The organism is Sphingomonas sp. GW821-FHT10C01 (assembly GCF_059415525.1).
Genome location: NZ_JBWKNK010000004.1, coordinates 119,555 through 135,202 on the forward strand (window position 1 = coordinate 119,555; position 15,648 = coordinate 135,202).

Annotated in this window: 18 protein-coding genes; 9 read left to right on the forward strand and 9 right to left on the reverse strand. The window is 65.6% G+C overall.

The window, feature by feature from the left end; all coding sequences use genetic code 11:
• Nucleotides 1-27 precede the first annotated feature (27 nt).
• The 3 genes from purC to AC07M1_RS16290 form a co-directional block, all read right to left on the reverse strand.
• A complete protein-coding gene (gene purC / locus AC07M1_RS16280) occupies nucleotides 28-807 on the reverse strand; it encodes a phosphoribosylaminoimidazolesuccinocarboxamide synthase (RefSeq protein ID WP_495163673.1) in 780 nt (259 codons plus the stop codon).
• Nucleotides 808-914: 107 nt separating this feature from the next.
• Nucleotides 915-1,835, reverse strand: coding sequence for an HlyD family secretion protein (locus AC07M1_RS16285; RefSeq protein ID WP_495163674.1), 921 nt, complete (start codon nucleotides 1,833-1,835; stop codon nucleotides 915-917).
• Between the two features lie 168 nt (nucleotides 1,836-2,003).
• Nucleotides 2,004-2,174, reverse strand: coding sequence for a hypothetical protein (locus AC07M1_RS16290; protein ID WP_495163675.1), 171 nt, complete (start codon nucleotides 2,172-2,174; stop codon nucleotides 2,004-2,006).
• A gap of 114 nt (nucleotides 2,175-2,288) precedes the next feature.
• Between AC07M1_RS16290 and AC07M1_RS16295 the strand changes: the two genes are divergently transcribed.
• The 3 genes from AC07M1_RS16295 (at nucleotide 2,289) to AC07M1_RS16305 (ending at nucleotide 7,361) form a co-directional block, all read left to right on the forward strand.
• Nucleotides 2,289-3,209, forward strand: coding sequence for a LysR substrate-binding domain-containing protein (locus tag AC07M1_RS16295; protein WP_495163676.1), 921 nt, complete (start codon nucleotides 2,289-2,291; stop codon nucleotides 3,207-3,209).
• 100 nt (nucleotides 3,210-3,309) lie between these two features.
• Nucleotides 3,310-5,556 carry a DNA topoisomerase IV subunit A gene (gene parC / locus AC07M1_RS16300; RefSeq protein WP_495163677.1) on the forward strand — a complete coding sequence of 749 codons (2,247 nt, stop codon included), beginning with the start codon at nucleotides 3,310-3,312 and terminating at the stop codon, nucleotides 5,554-5,556.
• A 173-nt stretch (nucleotides 5,557-5,729) separates the two neighbouring features.
• Nucleotides 5,730-7,361, forward strand: a complete 1,632-nt coding sequence (locus tag AC07M1_RS16305) for a putative bifunctional diguanylate cyclase/phosphodiesterase (protein WP_495163678.1) — start codon at nucleotides 5,730-5,732, stop codon at nucleotides 7,359-7,361.
• On the opposite strand, the gene AC07M1_RS16310 is transcribed toward AC07M1_RS16305, so the two are convergent.
• From AC07M1_RS16310 to AC07M1_RS16325, 4 genes are read right to left on the reverse strand one after another with little or no spacing between them, the layout of a single operon-like run.
• Nucleotides 7,307-8,500: a CCA tRNA nucleotidyltransferase gene (locus AC07M1_RS16310; RefSeq protein WP_495163679.1), complete on the reverse strand. Its 1,194-nt coding sequence runs from the start codon at nucleotides 8,498-8,500 to the stop codon at nucleotides 7,307-7,309. The two genes, AC07M1_RS16305 and AC07M1_RS16310, sit on opposite strands and share 55 nt — an antisense overlap.
• Entirely contained in the window at nucleotides 8,497-9,093 is a 597-nt protein-coding gene (locus AC07M1_RS16315; protein ID WP_495163680.1) for a CoA pyrophosphatase, read from the reverse strand. Before AC07M1_RS16315 ends, AC07M1_RS16310 begins: the two co-directional genes overlap by 4 nt.
• Nucleotides 9,090-9,653 (reverse strand): DUF1285 domain-containing protein, encoded by a 564-nt coding sequence (locus AC07M1_RS16320; protein ID WP_495163681.1) that lies wholly within the window; start codon nucleotides 9,651-9,653, stop codon nucleotides 9,090-9,092. Before AC07M1_RS16320 ends, AC07M1_RS16315 begins: the two co-directional genes overlap by 4 nt.
• Nucleotides 9,654-9,711: 58 nt before the next feature.
• The gene (locus AC07M1_RS16325; RefSeq protein ID WP_495163682.1) at nucleotides 9,712-10,197 is read right to left on the reverse strand and encodes a GNAT family N-acetyltransferase; all 486 of its coding nucleotides are present in this window, start codon (nucleotides 10,195-10,197) and stop codon (nucleotides 9,712-9,714) included.
• A gap of 95 nt (nucleotides 10,198-10,292) precedes the next feature.
• Between AC07M1_RS16325 and AC07M1_RS16330 the strand changes: the two genes are divergently transcribed.
• Together AC07M1_RS16330 and AC07M1_RS16335 are read left to right on the forward strand one after the other, a co-directional pair.
• Nucleotides 10,293-10,925, forward strand: coding sequence for a glutathione S-transferase family protein (locus AC07M1_RS16330; protein ID WP_495163683.1), 633 nt, complete (start codon nucleotides 10,293-10,295; stop codon nucleotides 10,923-10,925).
• A 61-nt stretch (nucleotides 10,926-10,986) separates the two neighbouring features.
• Nucleotides 10,987-11,358 carry a dihydroneopterin aldolase gene (locus tag AC07M1_RS16335; protein WP_495163684.1) on the forward strand — a complete coding sequence of 124 codons (372 nt, stop codon included), beginning with the start codon at nucleotides 10,987-10,989 and terminating at the stop codon, nucleotides 11,356-11,358.
• Nucleotides 11,359-11,578: 220 nt separating this feature from the next.
• Here the strand turns inward: AC07M1_RS16335 and AC07M1_RS16340 are convergent, their stop codons facing one another.
• A complete protein-coding gene (locus AC07M1_RS16340) occupies nucleotides 11,579-11,977 on the reverse strand; it encodes a YbaY family lipoprotein (protein WP_495163685.1) in 399 nt (132 codons plus the stop codon).
• 23 nt (nucleotides 11,978-12,000) lie between these two features.
• Nucleotides 12,001-12,561, reverse strand: coding sequence for a hypothetical protein (locus AC07M1_RS16345; protein WP_495163686.1), 561 nt, complete (start codon nucleotides 12,559-12,561; stop codon nucleotides 12,001-12,003).
• A gap of 503 nt (nucleotides 12,562-13,064) precedes the next feature.
• On the opposite strand from AC07M1_RS16345, the gene AC07M1_RS16350 reads away from it, so the two are divergent.
• The 4 genes from AC07M1_RS16350 (at nucleotide 13,065) to AC07M1_RS16365 (ending at nucleotide 15,610) form a co-directional block, all read left to right on the forward strand.
• Entirely contained in the window at nucleotides 13,065-13,742 is a 678-nt protein-coding gene (locus AC07M1_RS16350; protein ID WP_495163687.1) for a TonB family protein, read from the forward strand.
• A gap of 65 nt (nucleotides 13,743-13,807) precedes the next feature.
• Nucleotides 13,808-14,596 carry a MotA/TolQ/ExbB proton channel family protein gene (locus AC07M1_RS16355; RefSeq protein ID WP_495163688.1) on the forward strand — a complete coding sequence of 263 codons (789 nt, stop codon included), beginning with the start codon at nucleotides 13,808-13,810 and terminating at the stop codon, nucleotides 14,594-14,596.
• A 90-nt stretch (nucleotides 14,597-14,686) separates the two neighbouring features.
• Nucleotides 14,687-15,160, forward strand: coding sequence for an ExbD/TolR family protein (locus tag AC07M1_RS16360; RefSeq protein ID WP_495163689.1), 474 nt, complete (start codon nucleotides 14,687-14,689; stop codon nucleotides 15,158-15,160).
• Nucleotides 15,161-15,178: 18 nt separating this feature from the next.
• Nucleotides 15,179-15,610 (forward strand): ExbD/TolR family protein, encoded by a 432-nt coding sequence (locus AC07M1_RS16365; RefSeq protein ID WP_495163690.1) that lies wholly within the window; start codon nucleotides 15,179-15,181, stop codon nucleotides 15,608-15,610.
• Nucleotides 15,611-15,648: the final 38 nt, after the last annotated feature.

Sequence of the window (15,648 nt, forward strand, 5' to 3'; positions counted from 1 at the left end):
GGGGCCGGCATGGTGCGAACGCTTTCCTTACTTGCCCCGCTTCTTGCGGTGGCTTTCCAGATCCAGCACGGCCGAATCGGCGCCTTCGGGAAGCAAGCCGAGACGGCGTGCGACTTCCTGATAGGCTTCGACTTCGCCGCCCAGGTCCCGACGGAACCGGTCCTTGTCCAGCTTTTCGCCGCTGGCCATGTCCCACAGGCGGCAGCCGTCGGGGCTGATCTCGTCGGCCAGGATGATGCGGCTATAGTCGTTGTCGAAGATCCGCCCGAATTCGAGCTTGAAGTCGACCAGGCGGATGCCGATCCCAGCGAACAGGCCCGACATGAAGTCGTTCACCCGGATCGCCATGTCGGCCATGTCGTGCAGCTCTTCCTGGCTGGCCCAGCCAAAGCACAGGATGTGCTCGTCGGTGACCATCGGGTCGCCCAGCGCATCGTCCTTGAAATAATATTCGACGATGGTGCGCGGCAGCTGGGTGCCTTCCTCGATCCCCAGCTTCTTCGACAGCGATCCGGCGACGACGTTGCGCACCACGACCTCGATCGGAACGATCTCGACCTGGCGGATCAGCTGCTCGCGCATGTTGAGGCGGCGGATGAAGTGAGTCGGGATGCCGATATTGCCGAGCAGCGTGAAGATGTGCTCGCTGATCCGGTTGTTGAGCACGCCCTTGCCGCTGATCGTGCCCTTTTTCTGGGCGTTGAACGCGGTCGCGTCGTCCTTGAAATACTGGATCAGCGTACCGGGCTCGGGGCCCTCGTAGAGGATCTTGGCCTTGCCCTCGTAGATCTGGCGGCGGCGTGCCATCGTATCTGCGGTCCTTCAGAAACACGGTGCCCCGGCGGCGCTTGGGTTCGCGCGGGCGCCGGGGCTTGGAGCGCCGAGCCTATATCGAAACGCGGCTCGGCGCGCAATCAATCGCTGGCCGTTGCGGCGGCGGCCGTTTTGCTGGCCTTGGCGCGCGGGAATCGCGGTCGGATCCAGCGCCAGGCGAACAGCCCGATCAGCAGCACCAGCAGGGGCGGGCCGAGCACCGCGATCGCGCCGAGCACGAAGGCGAGCGTCGCCTGCGCCGAAGCGGCGAGCAGGTCGAGCGAACTGGTCAGGGGCGCGCCCGCATCGAAACCGCGCACCGCCCGGCCCGATCGATAGTCGAAGGTCATCGGGGTGTTGGCGAGCGATTCGCGCTGCTCGCTGCTGCTCGCCCGGCCCGCCTCGATCCGCTGGGCGATCTCGGCGCGCTGGCGTTGCAATTCGGCCCGTTCGCTGGCGGGCAAGTTGGTGCGGGCAAGCTCGCGGTCGATTCGGGCAAGCTCCTCCTGGGCACGTGCGCGGTCGGCGGCGAGGCGGGTGATTTCCGCGCCGGCATCGGTGCCGGTGATCTCCGCATCGATCAGCGTGCCCTCGGCCTTCTGGATCGCCGCGATACCCTCCTTGCCGAACTGACGGGCAAGGCTGGGGTCGAGCTTGAACGCCAGCAACGCTTCGACCCGGCCTTCGCCGATTAGTTGGTAGCGCAGGCCGGTAATGCGGCACCGCGCGATGCCTAGTTTCTCGCATGCCGCGGCATGTTCCTCCTGCGCGGTGGAAATCCGCTCGGCCGGAAGTGAGAAGGCATAGCGATAGTTGAAGGCAACGCCGGGCGCCGCGGTTACGGCGACTCCGGCCGGTGCTTCAAGCGCTTCCACCGTGGTGTCCTGCGCCGTCGACCGCTCTCTTTGCATGTCCGGCGCCGCTTGTTGCGACGTTGATCCGCGATCGCCCTGCGGCGCCGGGCCGCAGCCCGAAATCGCCAGTGCCAGAACCAGTAAAGCCGAACCCGATGTCCAACGCATGCCGTTGCTCCTCTCCGGTAATGCTCGTTTCATCGCTCACTATGCACGACTCATCGCGCAGTGATAGAACATCACATTAGAGGGTGTTCGGCAATGCCTCTTTTTCGCCACATTTTATCGATGACTCATGGCTATGGATCATCGGTGTCATCCGGCGGTCCGGCAGGGTCAACCGATGCAATAAGGTCGCTTGCTCGCCTCTTCGCTCTGGTCGGGCCGCACGGCCCGGCCGATCATGCGCCGAAGCACTTTGCCGATGCGCCTGAAACAGCGGTCGATCCCGTCACTCAGCGCCTGATGATTCTCCGCCCAGAAGCGGCCGGCATAGGGTTCGTTCATGGTCTTACTCCCAATGTTCGATGGCCTGTTCCCGGGAGCAGAGATGGCGAATTTCGTTGCGAAGGACCAACAAAAGGATCGACGCAACTCATCATTACAGATTATATATTGGCGATGCGCCAACTTCCACCACTCGCCGCTGTTCGCGTTTTCGAGGCTGCCGCCCGTCGCGGCAATTTCACCCGCGCCGCCGAAGAGCTTGGGATGACGCAGGCGGCGGTGAGCAATCAGGTCAAACTGCTCGAACAGCGGCTCGGGATCGCCTTGTTCCGCAAGAGTGGCCGTGGTGTTGTCCTGACCCCGATGGGCGAACGCATCGCCCCACAGGTAAGCGCGGCGCTGGACGGTCTGGCCGACGCGTTCGCCACGGCGCGTGCCGAGGACGAGGCGGTGATGACCATTTCGGCGCCCGGCACCTTCTCCACCAATTGGCTGGCGAGGCGGCTGGGCAGGTTTCAGGTCGCCCAGCCCGAGCTTGCGGTGCGGGTGCTCGTTACCGATGCGATCATCGATCTCGCCAACAGCGATGCCGATGTCGCGATCCGCGGCGCGCATGGGCCCTGGCCGGGGTTGGTCTCGCATTTCCTGATGCGGATGCCCTTCACGGTGATGGCGAGTCCGGATTTTCTCGCGGCCCACCCGCCGATCCGCACCCCCGCCGACCTGCTCGGCTTGCCTCGCGTGTCGCCTGACGACAATTGGTGGGAGCTGTGGTTCGAAGCGGTGTTCGGTGATGCGACCGTAGCGTCGCAGCCCGGCATCGACTTCCAGTCGCAGGTGCATATCGGCAACGCCGCGGTTGCCGGGCATGGCCTTGCGATGCTCTCCCCGCCGATGTGGCTATCGACGATCGCCGAGGGCCGGCTGGTGCAGGTGCTGCCGGACATGGTCTATTATAGGAACAGCTTCTGGCTGGTCTATCCCGAGGCCAAGCGCAACCTGCCCAAGATCCGTGCCTTCCGCGACTGGTTGCTAGCCGATGTTCGGGCGTCGCTGGGCGACGATCCCTATGGCGCGCTGGTTCCGCCTGCATAGTGTGCTTGGAAATGCGCTCTAGGCGCTTTTCGCGGCGCCGGAACGAAACAGGCTCAGACGCCCTCTCGCAAGGCGCTCGCGGCCCTGCTATCGCCCCGTGATGCCGACCGACCTTTCCGACCCGTTTGACCAGATCGTCGATGCCCCGTTCGATAGCGCGCTGAGCGAACGCTACCTCGTCTACGCGATGTCGACGATCACCGCGCGCTCGCTTCCCGATGTGCGCGACGGTTTGAAGCCGGTGCACCGCCGCCTGCTCTGGGCGATGCGGCTGCTGCGGCTCGATCCCAGCCAGGGGTACAAGAAATGCGCCCGCGTCGTCGGCGACGTGATCGGCAAATACCACCCGCATGGCGACCAGTCGGTCTATGACGCGATGGTCCGCCTCGCCCAGACCTTCGCGCTGCGCTATCCGCTGGTCGATGGGCAGGGCAATTTCGGCAATATCGACGGCGATAACGCTGCGGCCTACCGCTATACCGAGGCGCGGCTGACCCAGGTCGCGATCGACCTGATGGACGGGCTCGACGAGGATGCGGTCGAGTTCAAGCCGACCTATAATGGCGAGGAGAATGAGCCGGAGCTGTTCCCGGGCCTGTTCCCCAATTTGCTCGCCAATGGCGCCGCCGGCATCGCGGTCGGCATGGCGACCAGCATCCCGCCGCACAACGCCGCCGAACTGATCGACGCCGCGATCCTGCTGATTGGCCAGCCCGATGCGGACGACGCACAGATTCTGGAGCTGGTGAAGGGACCGGATTTCCCGACCGGCGGTATTGTGGTCGACAGCCCTGCCGCGATCCGCGAATCCTATGTCACGGGTCGCGGCGGTTTCCGTGTCCGGGCCAAATGGGCGTTGGAGGATCAGGGGCGCGGCACCTGGCAGATCGTCGTCACCGAAATCCCCTACGGGGTCCAGAAGGGCAAGCTGATCGAACAGATCGCGAGCCTGATCAACGACAAGAAACTGCCGATCCTCGCCGATGTCCGGGACGAATCGGATGCCGAGATCCGCATCGTGCTCGAACCGCGCGCGCGCACGGTCGATCCCGATACCTTGATCGAGAGTCTGTTTCGCCTCTCCGACCTTGAAACGCGCATCTCGCTTAACCTGAATGTGCTCGATCATACGCGTACGCCGCGGGTGATGAGCCTCAAACAGGCGCTGTCCGCCTGGGTCGATCACCAGTTCATCGTTCTGCGCCGCCGCTCCGAGCATCGCCTGAACAAGATCGCCGACCGGATGGAACTGCTCGAGGGCTATATCGTCGCCTATCTCAACCTCGACCGGGTGATCCAGATCATCCGCACCGAGGACGAGCCCAAGCCGGTGATGATGGAAGAGTTCGGGCTGACCGATCGCCAGGCCGAGGCGATCCTCAACATGCGCCTGCGCGCGTTGCGCAAGCTCGAGGAAATGGAGCTGCGCAAGGAGCGCGAGGCGTTGGCCAAGGAACAGGCCGAGTTGGAAGCGCTGTTGTCGAGCGATGCGCGCCAACGCACGCGGATGAAGCGCGATCTGGTCAAGATCCGCGACCGTTATGGTCCCGAGACTGTGCTGGGCGCGCGCCGCACTTTGGTGGCCGAAGCGGCGCCGGCGCGCGAAATCCCGCTCGAGGCGATGATCGAGCGCGAGCCGATCACGGTGATCCTGTCGCAGCGCGGCTGGATCCGCGCGATGAAGGGGCATGCCGAACTGGCGAGCGCCGAGACCGCCAAGTTCAAGGAGGGGGACGGCCCGTTCATCGCTTTCCATGCCCAGACGACGGACAAGCTGCTGCTCGCGGCCGAGAATGGCCGGTTCTACACCTTGGCGGCGGACAAGCTTCCCGGCGGACGCGGTTTCGGTGAGCCGGTGCGGTTGCTGATCGACCTCGACGGCGGCACCAATATCGTCGGGCTGTTCCCGGCGAGCGCGTCGGCCAAGCTGATGGTCGCGGCCACCGACGGGCGCGGCTTCCTGGTCAAGATCGAGGATGTGATCGCCGAAACCCGCAAGGGCAAGCAAGTGGTGACGCCGCGCGCCGGTGCCCTGCTCAAACTGGTCAAACCGGTGAAGCCCGAGGACGATTACGTCGCGGCGATCGGGGACAACCGCAAGCTGGTGGTGTTCCCGATGACCGAGCTGGCCGAGCTGGCGCGCGGGCAGGGGGTTCAGCTCCAGCGCTACCGCGACGGCGGGCTGAGCGATGCGATCACCTTCCGCTTCGCCGACGGTTTGAGCTGGCGGATGGGGGGCGAACAGGGGCGGACACGCAGCGAAACCGACCTCGCGCCCTGGCGGGCCGCGCGTGGTGCGGCGGGCCGGATGCCTCCGGTTGGCTTCCCGCGCGATAACCGCTTCTGAATCCGGTGCTTTTAGCGGTCGCCCTTTAGTGGCTCTTAACCAAATTGCGGTAGCGATGCACAGTGATGCTGCTGTCCCGCCGACGCAAGGACAAGTCCGTTCGCCCCTCCGTTGCGGTTGAGGGTGAAGATGTGCGCCTGCTCGGCCCGAGTGGCGCCGCGCAAATCCTCAACATGCTTCCTGTCCCGGCCGCTGTGGTCGAGTGGAAGGAAGGCGTTTTCGCGTTCGAGACGGTCAACCGGCCTTTCCGGCTGGCGGGGCTTGGCACGGTCGCGGATCAATCGCCGCTGATCCGCCTGCTGGGTGGACAGATCGTTGCGTTCATCGATTCGGACGCAACCGAGCTGGAGATGAACTGGGAGCTGGGTGACGCGGTCGATTGCCGTCGCTTCCGGGTCAAGCTTGCCCGGCGCGCCTCCAGCAAGGCGAGCGGGCGCTGCCTGGTCACGTTGATCGACCAGACATCCGAACTTCGCACCGAACGCAGCCTGCGCCGCGAAATGCTCAGCGACAGCCTCACCGGCCTGCCCAATCGCGCCGGCTTTGCCGAGCGACTGGAGGAGGAGATCGAGCGGGGCGGGATGAGCGAGTTCGCTGTGCTCATCATCAACCTCGACCGGTTCAGCCGCGTCAATGCGTGCATGGGCGGACTTTCGGGCGACGAACTCCTGATTTCGGTCGCGCGTCGCGTGAAGGGCGCGTTGCGCGCGCATGACGTATTGGCGCGCACTGGCGGCGACGAGTTCGCGATCCAGCTCGCGCTCGACGAAGGCACCAGCGACGCCTTTCATGTCGCCAAGCGCATCCAGAATGCGCTGACCACGCCGTTCCGTCTTTCCGATTTCGAAATCCGCGTCGATTGCTCGATCGGTATCGCGGTGGGCGATGAAACGGTCACCGATGCCGAGGAACTGATCCGTAACGCGCAGTTCGCGATGAAGCGCGCGAAGAAGAGCGGACGCACCGAAATCTACCAGACGCTCGCGCTCGATCTTGCCCGGCAACAGTTCAGCATCGAGACCGAGCTGCGCCGCGCGATCGACAATGGCGGTCTGTCACTGAGTTTCCAGCCGATCTGCGATCTCGCCACCGGCCGCATCACCTCGTTCGAAGCGCTGGCGCGTTGGACCACCGAAGGCGGCACCGTGATTCCGCCGAACGATTTCATCCCGGTGGCGGAGGAATCGGGGCTGATCGTTCCGCTTGGCCGCTGGGCGATGCACGAGGCGGCACGCACGGTCGCGCAATGGGATACGATGGCCGGAGGCGATTGCGGGATCAATGTCGCGGTCAACCTGTCCGCGATCCAGCTACAGCGCGACCAGATCGCGCCGATGGTCGAATCGGTGCTTCTCGCCCATGGCGTGGACGGTCGCCGGATCACGCTGGAACTCACCGAAAGCGCTCTCGTCACCGATCCCGATCATATCGCCCGCACCATGCATGCGTTGAAGGCGCTCGGCACCACGCTGGCCATGGACGATTTCGGCACCGGCTATTCGAACCTCGCCTATCTGCAGAAACTGCCGATCGACGTGCTCAAGATCGACCGCAGTTTCGTGACCGGGATGCTGGCCGACCGTGACAAGATCGCGATCGTGCGCGCGATTCTCAGCCTTGCCCAAGCATTGGGGATGCGGACCACGGCGGAAGGTGTCGAGACCAACGAGCTTGCCCAGACGCTCGCCGCGCTCGGCTGCACCTATGGGCAAGGCTATCTCTACGCGAGACCCTTGGTGTCGGCGGACGCTTATGCGCTGCTGTCGCGCGACAGCAATTCGGCAACGACTGCATCGGCGATCTGACCCGCGCGGGTCTCGTCCGGGAAGCCCTCGGCGATCCAGCGATCCTCGATCACACGAAGCGCCTTTGCGACATCCGGCCCCTTTGAAAGGCCGCGCCCGATCAGCGCGCCACCGCTGAGTGGCAGGCGCGGCGGAGTCCACGCTGCCGCTTCCACCGCGCCGGCCACATCGCTCGCCAGCAATAGGCGGTCGACGGCGCGATCGGCGCCGAGCCGGTAAGCGAGTGCCTTCGGCCCTTCCGCGAAATCCGGGCGAATCGCGCTGGCCAGCGCCTGACGTTCGGCGTTGGAGAGCTTGAGCCGTGCGCCCACCGCGTCGTTGGCCGCCGTATCCGCCGGTAGCGTCGCGGCGAGGCGGCGGACCGGATCGGGCGCGATACCCGCCACGGCCTCATTGTCCGCCAGCGCTGTAAGCCGTTCGACTCCGATCATGTCGATCTCGGGGATCACCGGCACCAGGATGCCGCGCTCGACCATCAGGCGCAGCACGCGTACCGCATCGGGTGCGACCAGCAGCTTGAGCAGCTCGTCTCGAATGCGTTCGCGGGACAGCGCCATCAGATCGTTGGCGCGTTCGGTGCAGGCTTCGAGCGCGGCCTGGTCGGGTGTGTCGCCGAACCGCGCGAGGAAGCGGAAGAAGCGCAGGATGCGCAGATGATCCTCGGCGATGCGCTGCAACGGATCGCCGATGAAGCGAATATGGCGCTTCTCGAGATCGGCAAGCCCGCCGAAATAGTCGAAGATCTCGCCCGTCTGCGGATCGGCGTAGAGCGCATTGATCGTGAAGTCGCGCCGGGCGGCATCCTCGCGCCAGTCGTCGGTGAAGGCGACCGTGGCGCGGCGACCGTCCGTCGATACGTCGCGGCGCAATGTCGTCACCTCGACCACCGTGCCACTGCTCACCGCGGTGACGGTGCCGTGGGCGATACCGGTAGGGACCACCTTGATCCGGACGGCTTCGAGAAGATCGACGACATGTTCCGGCGCGTGCGACGTCGCGACATCGACGTCGGTGACGGGCAGGCCGAGCAGCGTGTCACGCACCGCGCCGCCCACGAACCGCGCATTGCCGGGGCCGAGCGCGGCGGCCAGCCGGTCCAGGCCCGGTTGGTGTCGCCAGGCGGCATCGGGAAGGATCATCGCATCCACCTCAGTCGCCGCGACAGATTGACCAGCATCGCCGCGGTCGCCCCCCAGATCCGATAGTCCTGCCATGCGATCTCATAATAATGCCGGTCTCGCCCCTGCCATTCGACGCTGGTTTCGACATGGTTCGCGGGGTCGAGCACGAAGTCCAGCGGAACCTCGAACACCGCCGCCACCTCGGCCGGTTGCGGTATGAAGACAAGATCCGGGGCGATCACGCCGACTACCGGCTGCACCTCGAATCCGGTGATCGTCCGATAGGTATCCGCCTCACCGACCAGCTCGACCGCCTGCGGGGAAAGCCCGATCTCCTCGCACGCCTCGCGCAGCGCGGCGGCGGTGGCGTCGGCGTCGGTGGGATCGATCCGGCCGCCCGGAAAGGCGATTTGCCCGGCATGGCGGCGCAGCGACTCGGTGCGCTGGGTCAGGATCACGCCGGGGGCGGGGCGGTCGGTGACGGCGACCAGCACCGCGGCGGGCGTCGGCACGCCGTCGCTCTCCGCCGTCACGTCGCGCAGATCACCCGACAGCAGCACCGGGGCATGCTCGGCGGCGAGCGCAACGCGAAGTCGCTCCGCAAGCGTCATGCCGGCTCGATCGGGAAAAAGGCGCCGCGGCTCCAGATGCCGGGCGGGCTGGAGCCATTGTCGAGCGCCAGCGCCGCGATCTCGTAATAGAGCGAACGCGCGATCAGCGCCTCCAGCCCGGCGCGGACATGCAGATAGGGGTGGGGGCCGTCGTCACGCTCCTCGAACCGGATCGTGTGATCCGGGCCGGCGGGGATCAGGTCGCCGGTGTTGAGGCGGAAGGCGATCTCCGCCTCCGGTCCCTCACCCTCGATCTTCATCTCGACCGCGACGAACGGCGCGTCCTCGACATCGATGTCGAGCTTCTCGACCGGGGTGACCAGCACATGCCGCCCGTCGGACTCGCGGCGCAGGATCGTGGAGAAGAGTCGCACCATCGCCGCGCGTCCGATCGGCGATCCCTGATGAAACCAGGTGCCGTCGCGCGCGATGCGCATGTCGCTATGCCCGCAATGCTCGGGATTCCAGCTCGCGACCGGCGGCAGCTTCTGTTCGTCCACCAGCCGCGCGATCTCCGCGAGGGAGAGGCTGGCGAGATCGGGTTGAGCGGGCATCGGCATTGCCAATGCCGTTAGGCGCTTTTGCGCGCCCTGGTAAAGAGTTGGGACCGGTAAAGAGTCAGCGCGGTCCGACGACCCCGGCACGGTCGGGCGCGCCGTCCCGGGCGAGCAGGCGGCGTTGCTCGAACGGGCCGGGCAGGCGCCACTGGCCGGTCGCGGCCGCGTCGAACCCGAACTGCGCATAATATTCGGGGTCGCCGATCAGCATCAGCGGTTCGCCGCCGGCTTGCGCGACCTCGATCGCCTTCCACATCAACGCGCGGCCGATGCCGACATTCTGGCGCGCGGGCGAGACGGCGACTGGGCCCACCATCACCATCGGCACGCTGCCGCCATCGTCACCGGCGAGCGCGACCGGCCAGCACTGGATGCTGCCGACCAGCGCGCCATCCTCGACCACGGCGAAGCTGAGGCCCGGGATCACGCCCATGCCTTCCCGCACGCGATAGGCGGTACGGCCATGTCGGTCCGCGCCGAACGCCGCATCGAGCAGCAGTTCGACGTCCTGTGCGGGGACGTCGGCAAGCGGTACCAGGTCGAACAATCGCGTCTCCAGCCCGACGGGGGTGGACGCCGCGGGCGGGCGCCTTTAGCCGCCATTGTCGAAGGACTCAAAGCGATTCCGAAGGGAGGTCCGCGATGAAGCTCTATGACGCGCCCTGGGCGCCCAGCCCGCGCCGCGTGCGCATCTTCCTCGCCGAAAAGGGGGTGGAGGTGCCGCGCGAGGCGATCGACCTGCGTAGCGGCGAGCAACTGGCCGACGCCTATCTTGGCGTCAATCCGCGCGGTGCGGTTCCCGCGCTTGAGCTCGACGATGGCGAGGTGCTGTGCGAATCGGCCGCGATCTGCCGCTATTTCGAGGCGCTGCACCCGCAACCCTCGCTGTTCGGCACCACCCCGATCGAGATCGGCCGCATCGAAAGCTGGACCCGCCGGATCGAGGGCGACGGCTATGCCGCGTGCGTCTATGTGCTGCGCAACACCGTGCCGGCGTTCAAGGATCGCGCGATCCCCGACGCGGGTCTCAGTGTCCCGCAAATCCCCGAACTCGCCACGCGCGGCGCGCGGATGTGGGCGCGTTTCACGCAGGTGCTCGACCAGCGATTGAGCACGAGCGAGTGGATTGCGGGAGGGGACTACGGCTTTGCCGATATCACCGCGCTGGTGACGATCGATTTCGCGCGCGCCGCCAAGCTGGCCGTTCCCGAGCGGCTCGTCCACCTCGGCCGCTGGCACGCGGAGGCGTCGGCGCGGCCGAGCGCGTCAGCCTAGAGGCTTTCCGCCGCCGCCCGTTCTGCTATGGGCGCGGCATCCTTCCGGAAGGCATGGTTTCTTGCACGATCTTCTTCAGCTTCAGGTCCGCGATTTCGAGGTTCAGGTTCTCACCGGCATCTATTCCGAAGAGACCCACCTGCCACAGCCGTTGCGCATCTCGATCACCGTCGACATGGTGCCAGCCGCGCATTTCGCGCCGAATACGCCGCTCAGCGCGTCGAAAAGCTATATCGACCTCAAGCACGCGGCATCCGGCGCCTTGCCCGAGGGCGTGCATTTCACCCTGATCGAGGGTGTGGCGGATCACATCGCCGACACGCTGTTCACCGGCGATGAGCGGATCCGGCGCGTTCAGGTCGAGATCGTCAAGCTGGCGATCGCCGAGGCGGACGAGAAGATCGGAATCACCCTGGTCCGTCACCGGCGCTGATGTTTTAGGGCGGTGCCAGTCCGCTCCCCCACCCGGCATAAGCCTGGCGGAGGGGGCGTCCCAGGCCAGATCCCTCGTCACCCCGGCCTTGTGCCGGGGTCCACTCAGCCTCCCGGACTGAACCAGAGCCTCTTTTCCGGCCCTCACCTCCCGGTGGACCCCGGCACAAGGCCGGGGTGACGGTTGGAAATCAGGCGGTCCTAATGGAAATCAGACGGCCCTAACGCCGGGCCTGCACCAGCCATAGCTCCATGCTCTGCCCGGGGGGTGGCAACGGATTGCGCGTGTCGGTGATCCAGATGAGCTGCCCGCGCCGGTCGAGAATGCGCGCCGAAACGGCATAGGTCCGCCCCGGCTGAATCCGCGCGCGATCATAGCTCACCGCGAAGGAGATCGGCACCTGCTGGCCCGCAGTATTGATCTGGTTCTGCGCGATCGTGACGGACGGCGCATCCATCAGTGACACATCGCTGATCGTGACGATCACCCGCGAATCGGGCGGTAGCGCGATCCGCTCGCGATAGGTGACGGTGCCGGTCAGCATCGTTTCGTTTGAATCGGACATCGGGACACAGGCGGCCAGGGCGGCCATCAGGGGGATCGTCGACAATGCTCGCATGGCGCTTCTCCTCTCCACCTGCCTCAGCGGCGGCAGGCGCCGAGCTGCTGTAGCACGAACGCGTAATCTTCGCGCGCGATTGCGGCGTTGGCCGGGTCCTCGCTCTCCGTGCTTGCCCGTGGCAGTGCGCGCGGCAGCCCGCAGGCCAGCCGATACCACAGCAATGTGTCGCGCGGCGGCGGGGCTGCGGCGTCATCGACCACCTCGCCCAGTGCCACCGCCCAGCGGCGCTGCTCGCCCGGCCGGCGCAGGATCGACAATGAGATCGGCGCACCGGTGGTGGTCTGGACGAAGATCTGGGTCTCACCCTCGCCCGGAAGCGTGCCGGGAACATGGAAGGCGTTGCCGAGGCCGGTGATCGCCGGCGGCGCGTCGGGTGCCACCACGTCCTGCACCACGCGGCGCACCAGCGCATCCAGATCGGGCGACCAGTCGTGCTGCGAATCGATGGTGGTGAGCTGAACCATCGTCGCCTGCCCCGTAACGGGACGCGCGAACAGCAGCACGCGCCGCTTGTTGAGCTTCGGCGGCTTGCCGCGGGCGTCGAGCGGGACGTCGACGACGTAACCGACCCGCGTCGGCATGGCTCCAGGCGCGCGAATCAGCGCCAGGACATCGGCTTCGACATAGTAGCGAATACGCCCGGCCGTAACGTTTGCGGCCTCCGGTCCCTTGATTCGCGTGGCGCTTCGCACCTGCACATCGAGCAGGACGGGCGATTCCAGGATAAGATCGGCGACCTCCGCATAGGGCGGGAGGGGGGCCGTGGATTGGGCAATTGTCTGTGCTTCAGCTGACGTTAACAAATGCGGCGAAGCTGCGGCAATCGCGGCGGAAAGCGAAATGAAACGGGTCCGGAACATGGCAAGCAGGGTAGGCGATTGTGGTAGCGCCATACAGAAATATTTCTGCCACCAACGGATTATACGTTTATTGCGTCCGACAAAGCGTTTGCGTCACGCAAATCGCCGCGATAGGACTCGCGCCTCTGCCAGTGGTCATACAACGACCGCGGGTCGAGCCACGCCGATAAAGATGCCAAAGTGCCGGGCAACGGCGCGGCCGAATGAAGGAGTTATGTTGCTGAATGGCCTACGCAGATCGTGATGTAGGAGGCAGCCGTGTCGTCGCGAGTGTGATCGTGGCGATCATTCTGGCGGCATTGGGTTACGTGTTCGTAACCGGCCTCGCTTACAAATATATCAAGGAAAAAGCGGAGAAGATGGACGTCTTCGACATCGAAGAGCCACCGCCCCCGCCCGAGGAGGTTCCGCCTCCGCCTCCCCCGCCAGACACGCCGGTTCCGCCGCCGCCGACCACGGTCGTCGTGCCGCCGTCGGTCGTTCCGGTGCCCAGCCAGGCCCCGCCGATCGCGGTTACCAACGTGATCCCGCCGAGCCAGCCGCCGACGCCGCCAGCGCCTCCCGCGCCGCCAGCGCCGCCAGCGCCTCCTCCTCCCCCGGTGATCAGCAAGGCCGCCGCCGCCAAGGGCGATCCGTCACGCTGGGTTACCAACGACGACTATCCGCCGTCCGCGCTGCGCGCTGGCGAGCAGGGATCTGTCGGTATCTCGTTCAACGTGAACGCACAGGGCCGGATCGAAAGCTGTTCGGTCAGCTCGTCGTCGGGCTCGTCCACACTGGATCAGGCGACCTGTCGCCTGGTTGAGCGCCGCGGCCGTTATTCGCCCGCGCTCGACGCGGCCGGAAACGCCATTGGCGGTGGGCGCAAGTCGCTCCGCTTCCGTTGGCAGATCCAAGAGTAGTTGAACGTGAATCCGGTCGGCCGCCCCCGCGCTGACCAAACTTCTTGCAAGGGAAAGAACTGAACATGCTGACCACCATCCTCGCCGCTGGAGCCGCCGCCGGAGCCGCCGCAGCAGCGCCGCCGCCCACCAACTTCGACATCCTGCACGCGATGAACGAAGGCGGCGTGATCGCCTGGGGCACCGCCACCATTCTGACCGTGATGCTCTTCTTCTCGCTCTACATCCTGTTCACCAAGGTGTTCGAGCAGCAGAAGATCCTCAACCAGTACAAGCGCGTCCGCGCGTCGTTCTGGAGCAGCAACAGCCTGCGCGAAGGCGCGGCGAAGCTCGAGAAGGACTCGGCTTATCGCCAGCTGGTCGACGACGCGCTGACCGCGCAGGACCAGTATAAGGAACTGACCGATCCGATCGAAGCGCATGACTGGCTGCACGGCTCGCTCAAGCGTTCGGAAGACTCGATCAACTCGCAGCTCAACGGCGGCCTCGCGTTCCTCGCGACCGTGGGTTCGACCGCGCCGTTCATCGGTCTGTTCGGTACCGTCGTCGGCATCTTCCGCGCGCTGATCAAGATCGGTGCGGCGGGTGACGCGTCGATCGGCACCGTCGCCGGCCCGGTCGGTGAAGCGCTCATCATGACCGCGCTCGGCCTCGTCGTCGCCGTTCCGGCCGTGCTTGCCTACAACTGGCTGCAGCGTCGCAACAAGGCGATCCAGGAGCAGATGAGCGGCTTCGCGAACGACGTCCTCGGCTACCTCGCTTCGGACGGCCGCGTGCGTCCGGCAGCGGGCAAGAAGGCCCCGGCCGCTGCGCCGAAGGCGCCCCCGGTCGCGACCACCACTGCCAAGGCCTGACATTCGACTTGACGGCCGCGCGGTGACCCGCGCGGCCGCCTTCCGGACCCCTGGGTCCGGGGACAGGATGCGAAAGATAGGATTGCGCCAATGGCGATGAGTACAGGCGGAGGCTCCGCCGAAGACAAACCAATGTCGGACATCAACACGACGCCCCTCGTGGACGTTATGCTGGTGCTCCTTATTATCTTCCTGATCGCGATCCCGGTGGCTATCCAGTCGGTCGAGTTGACGCTGCCCAAGGTGGCGTTCCAGCCGAACGAGACGAAGCCGGAGAACGTGTTGCTCGCGGTGCGCGGAAGCCCGACCGACGGCAAGTGCGAAGTCTATTGGGGCATGGCGCCGATCAACAGCGCCGATCTCCTCAAGAAGAGCTCGGACAAGCTGAAGGCTGTGGTCGACCGTCTCGGCGCCAACATCACGCCGGACGATATTCCCGAAGTGCACATCCGTGGTGACGTGAACACGCCCTACCGCTGTGTGGGCGGTGTGATCTACACGATGCAGACTGCGGGCTTCGTCAAGGTCGGCTTCGTCTCGCAGCCGACGCCCGGCGCGCAATAAAGGTCAGGAGTACACATCATGGGAATGAGCGCCGGAGGTCAGGACGACGGCCAGCCGATGATGGAGATGAATACGACGCCGTTGATCGACGTCATGCTCGTGCTCCTCATCATGCTGATCGTCACCATCCCCGCACAGACACACGCGGTGAAGGTCGATCTGCCTCAGAACAATCAGCCTTCGACTCCACCGCCGGTTGAGCCGCAGAAGAACAAGATCACGATCGACCCCCAGGGGAATATCTTCTGGAACGGTAGCCAGATCGATCTGCTCACGCTGCGCCAGTATCTGGACCAGAGCGTCCAGATCCAGCCGGAGCCGGAACTGCACTTCCAGCCCGATCCGCAGGCGCGGTACGAGGTGGTTGATGAGGTGCTCGCGGTGATCAAGCGGTCGGCCGTCACGAAGCTCGGCTTCGTCGGTAACGAACAGTATCGCAACGACTTCTGATCGTCGCTTCACTGTCCACTACTCGATCAAGGGGCGGC

Coding starts and splice junctions, on each gene's coding strand:
- purC (WP_495163673.1), bottom strand. CDS start 807: ATGGCACGCCGCCGCCAGATCTACGAGGGCAAGGCCAAGATCCTCTAC.
- AC07M1_RS16285 (WP_495163674.1), bottom strand. CDS start 1,835: ATGCGTTGGACATCGGGTTCGGCTTTACTGGTTCTGGCACTGGCGATT.
- AC07M1_RS16290 (WP_495163675.1), bottom strand. CDS start 2,174: ATGAACGAACCCTATGCCGGCCGCTTCTGGGCGGAGAATCATCAGGCG.
- AC07M1_RS16295 (WP_495163676.1), top strand. CDS start 2,289: ATGCGCCAACTTCCACCACTCGCCGCTGTTCGCGTTTTCGAGGCTGCC.
- parC (WP_495163677.1), top strand. CDS start 3,310: ATGCCGACCGACCTTTCCGACCCGTTTGACCAGATCGTCGATGCCCCG.
- AC07M1_RS16305 (WP_495163678.1), top strand. CDS start 5,730: ATGCTTCCTGTCCCGGCCGCTGTGGTCGAGTGGAAGGAAGGCGTTTTC.
- AC07M1_RS16310 (WP_495163679.1), bottom strand. CDS start 8,500: ATGATCCTTCCCGATGCCGCCTGGCGACACCAACCGGGCCTGGACCGG.
- AC07M1_RS16315 (WP_495163680.1), bottom strand. CDS start 9,093: ATGACGCTTGCGGAGCGACTTCGCGTTGCGCTCGCCGCCGAGCATGCC.
- AC07M1_RS16320 (WP_495163681.1), bottom strand. CDS start 9,653: ATGCCGATGCCCGCTCAACCCGATCTCGCCAGCCTCTCCCTCGCGGAG.
- AC07M1_RS16330 (WP_495163683.1), top strand. CDS start 10,293: ATGAAGCTCTATGACGCGCCCTGGGCGCCCAGCCCGCGCCGCGTGCGC.
- AC07M1_RS16340 (WP_495163685.1), bottom strand. CDS start 11,977: ATGCGAGCATTGTCGACGATCCCCCTGATGGCCGCCCTGGCCGCCTGT.
- AC07M1_RS16345 (WP_495163686.1), bottom strand. CDS start 12,561: ATGCCGACGCGGGTCGGTTACGTCGTCGACGTCCCGCTCGACGCCCGC.
- AC07M1_RS16350 (WP_495163687.1), top strand. CDS start 13,065: ATGGCCTACGCAGATCGTGATGTAGGAGGCAGCCGTGTCGTCGCGAGT.
- AC07M1_RS16355 (WP_495163688.1), top strand. CDS start 13,808: ATGCTGACCACCATCCTCGCCGCTGGAGCCGCCGCCGGAGCCGCCGCA.
- AC07M1_RS16360 (WP_495163689.1), top strand. CDS start 14,687: ATGGCGATGAGTACAGGCGGAGGCTCCGCCGAAGACAAACCAATGTCG.
- AC07M1_RS16365 (WP_495163690.1), top strand. CDS start 15,179: ATGGGAATGAGCGCCGGAGGTCAGGACGACGGCCAGCCGATGATGGAG.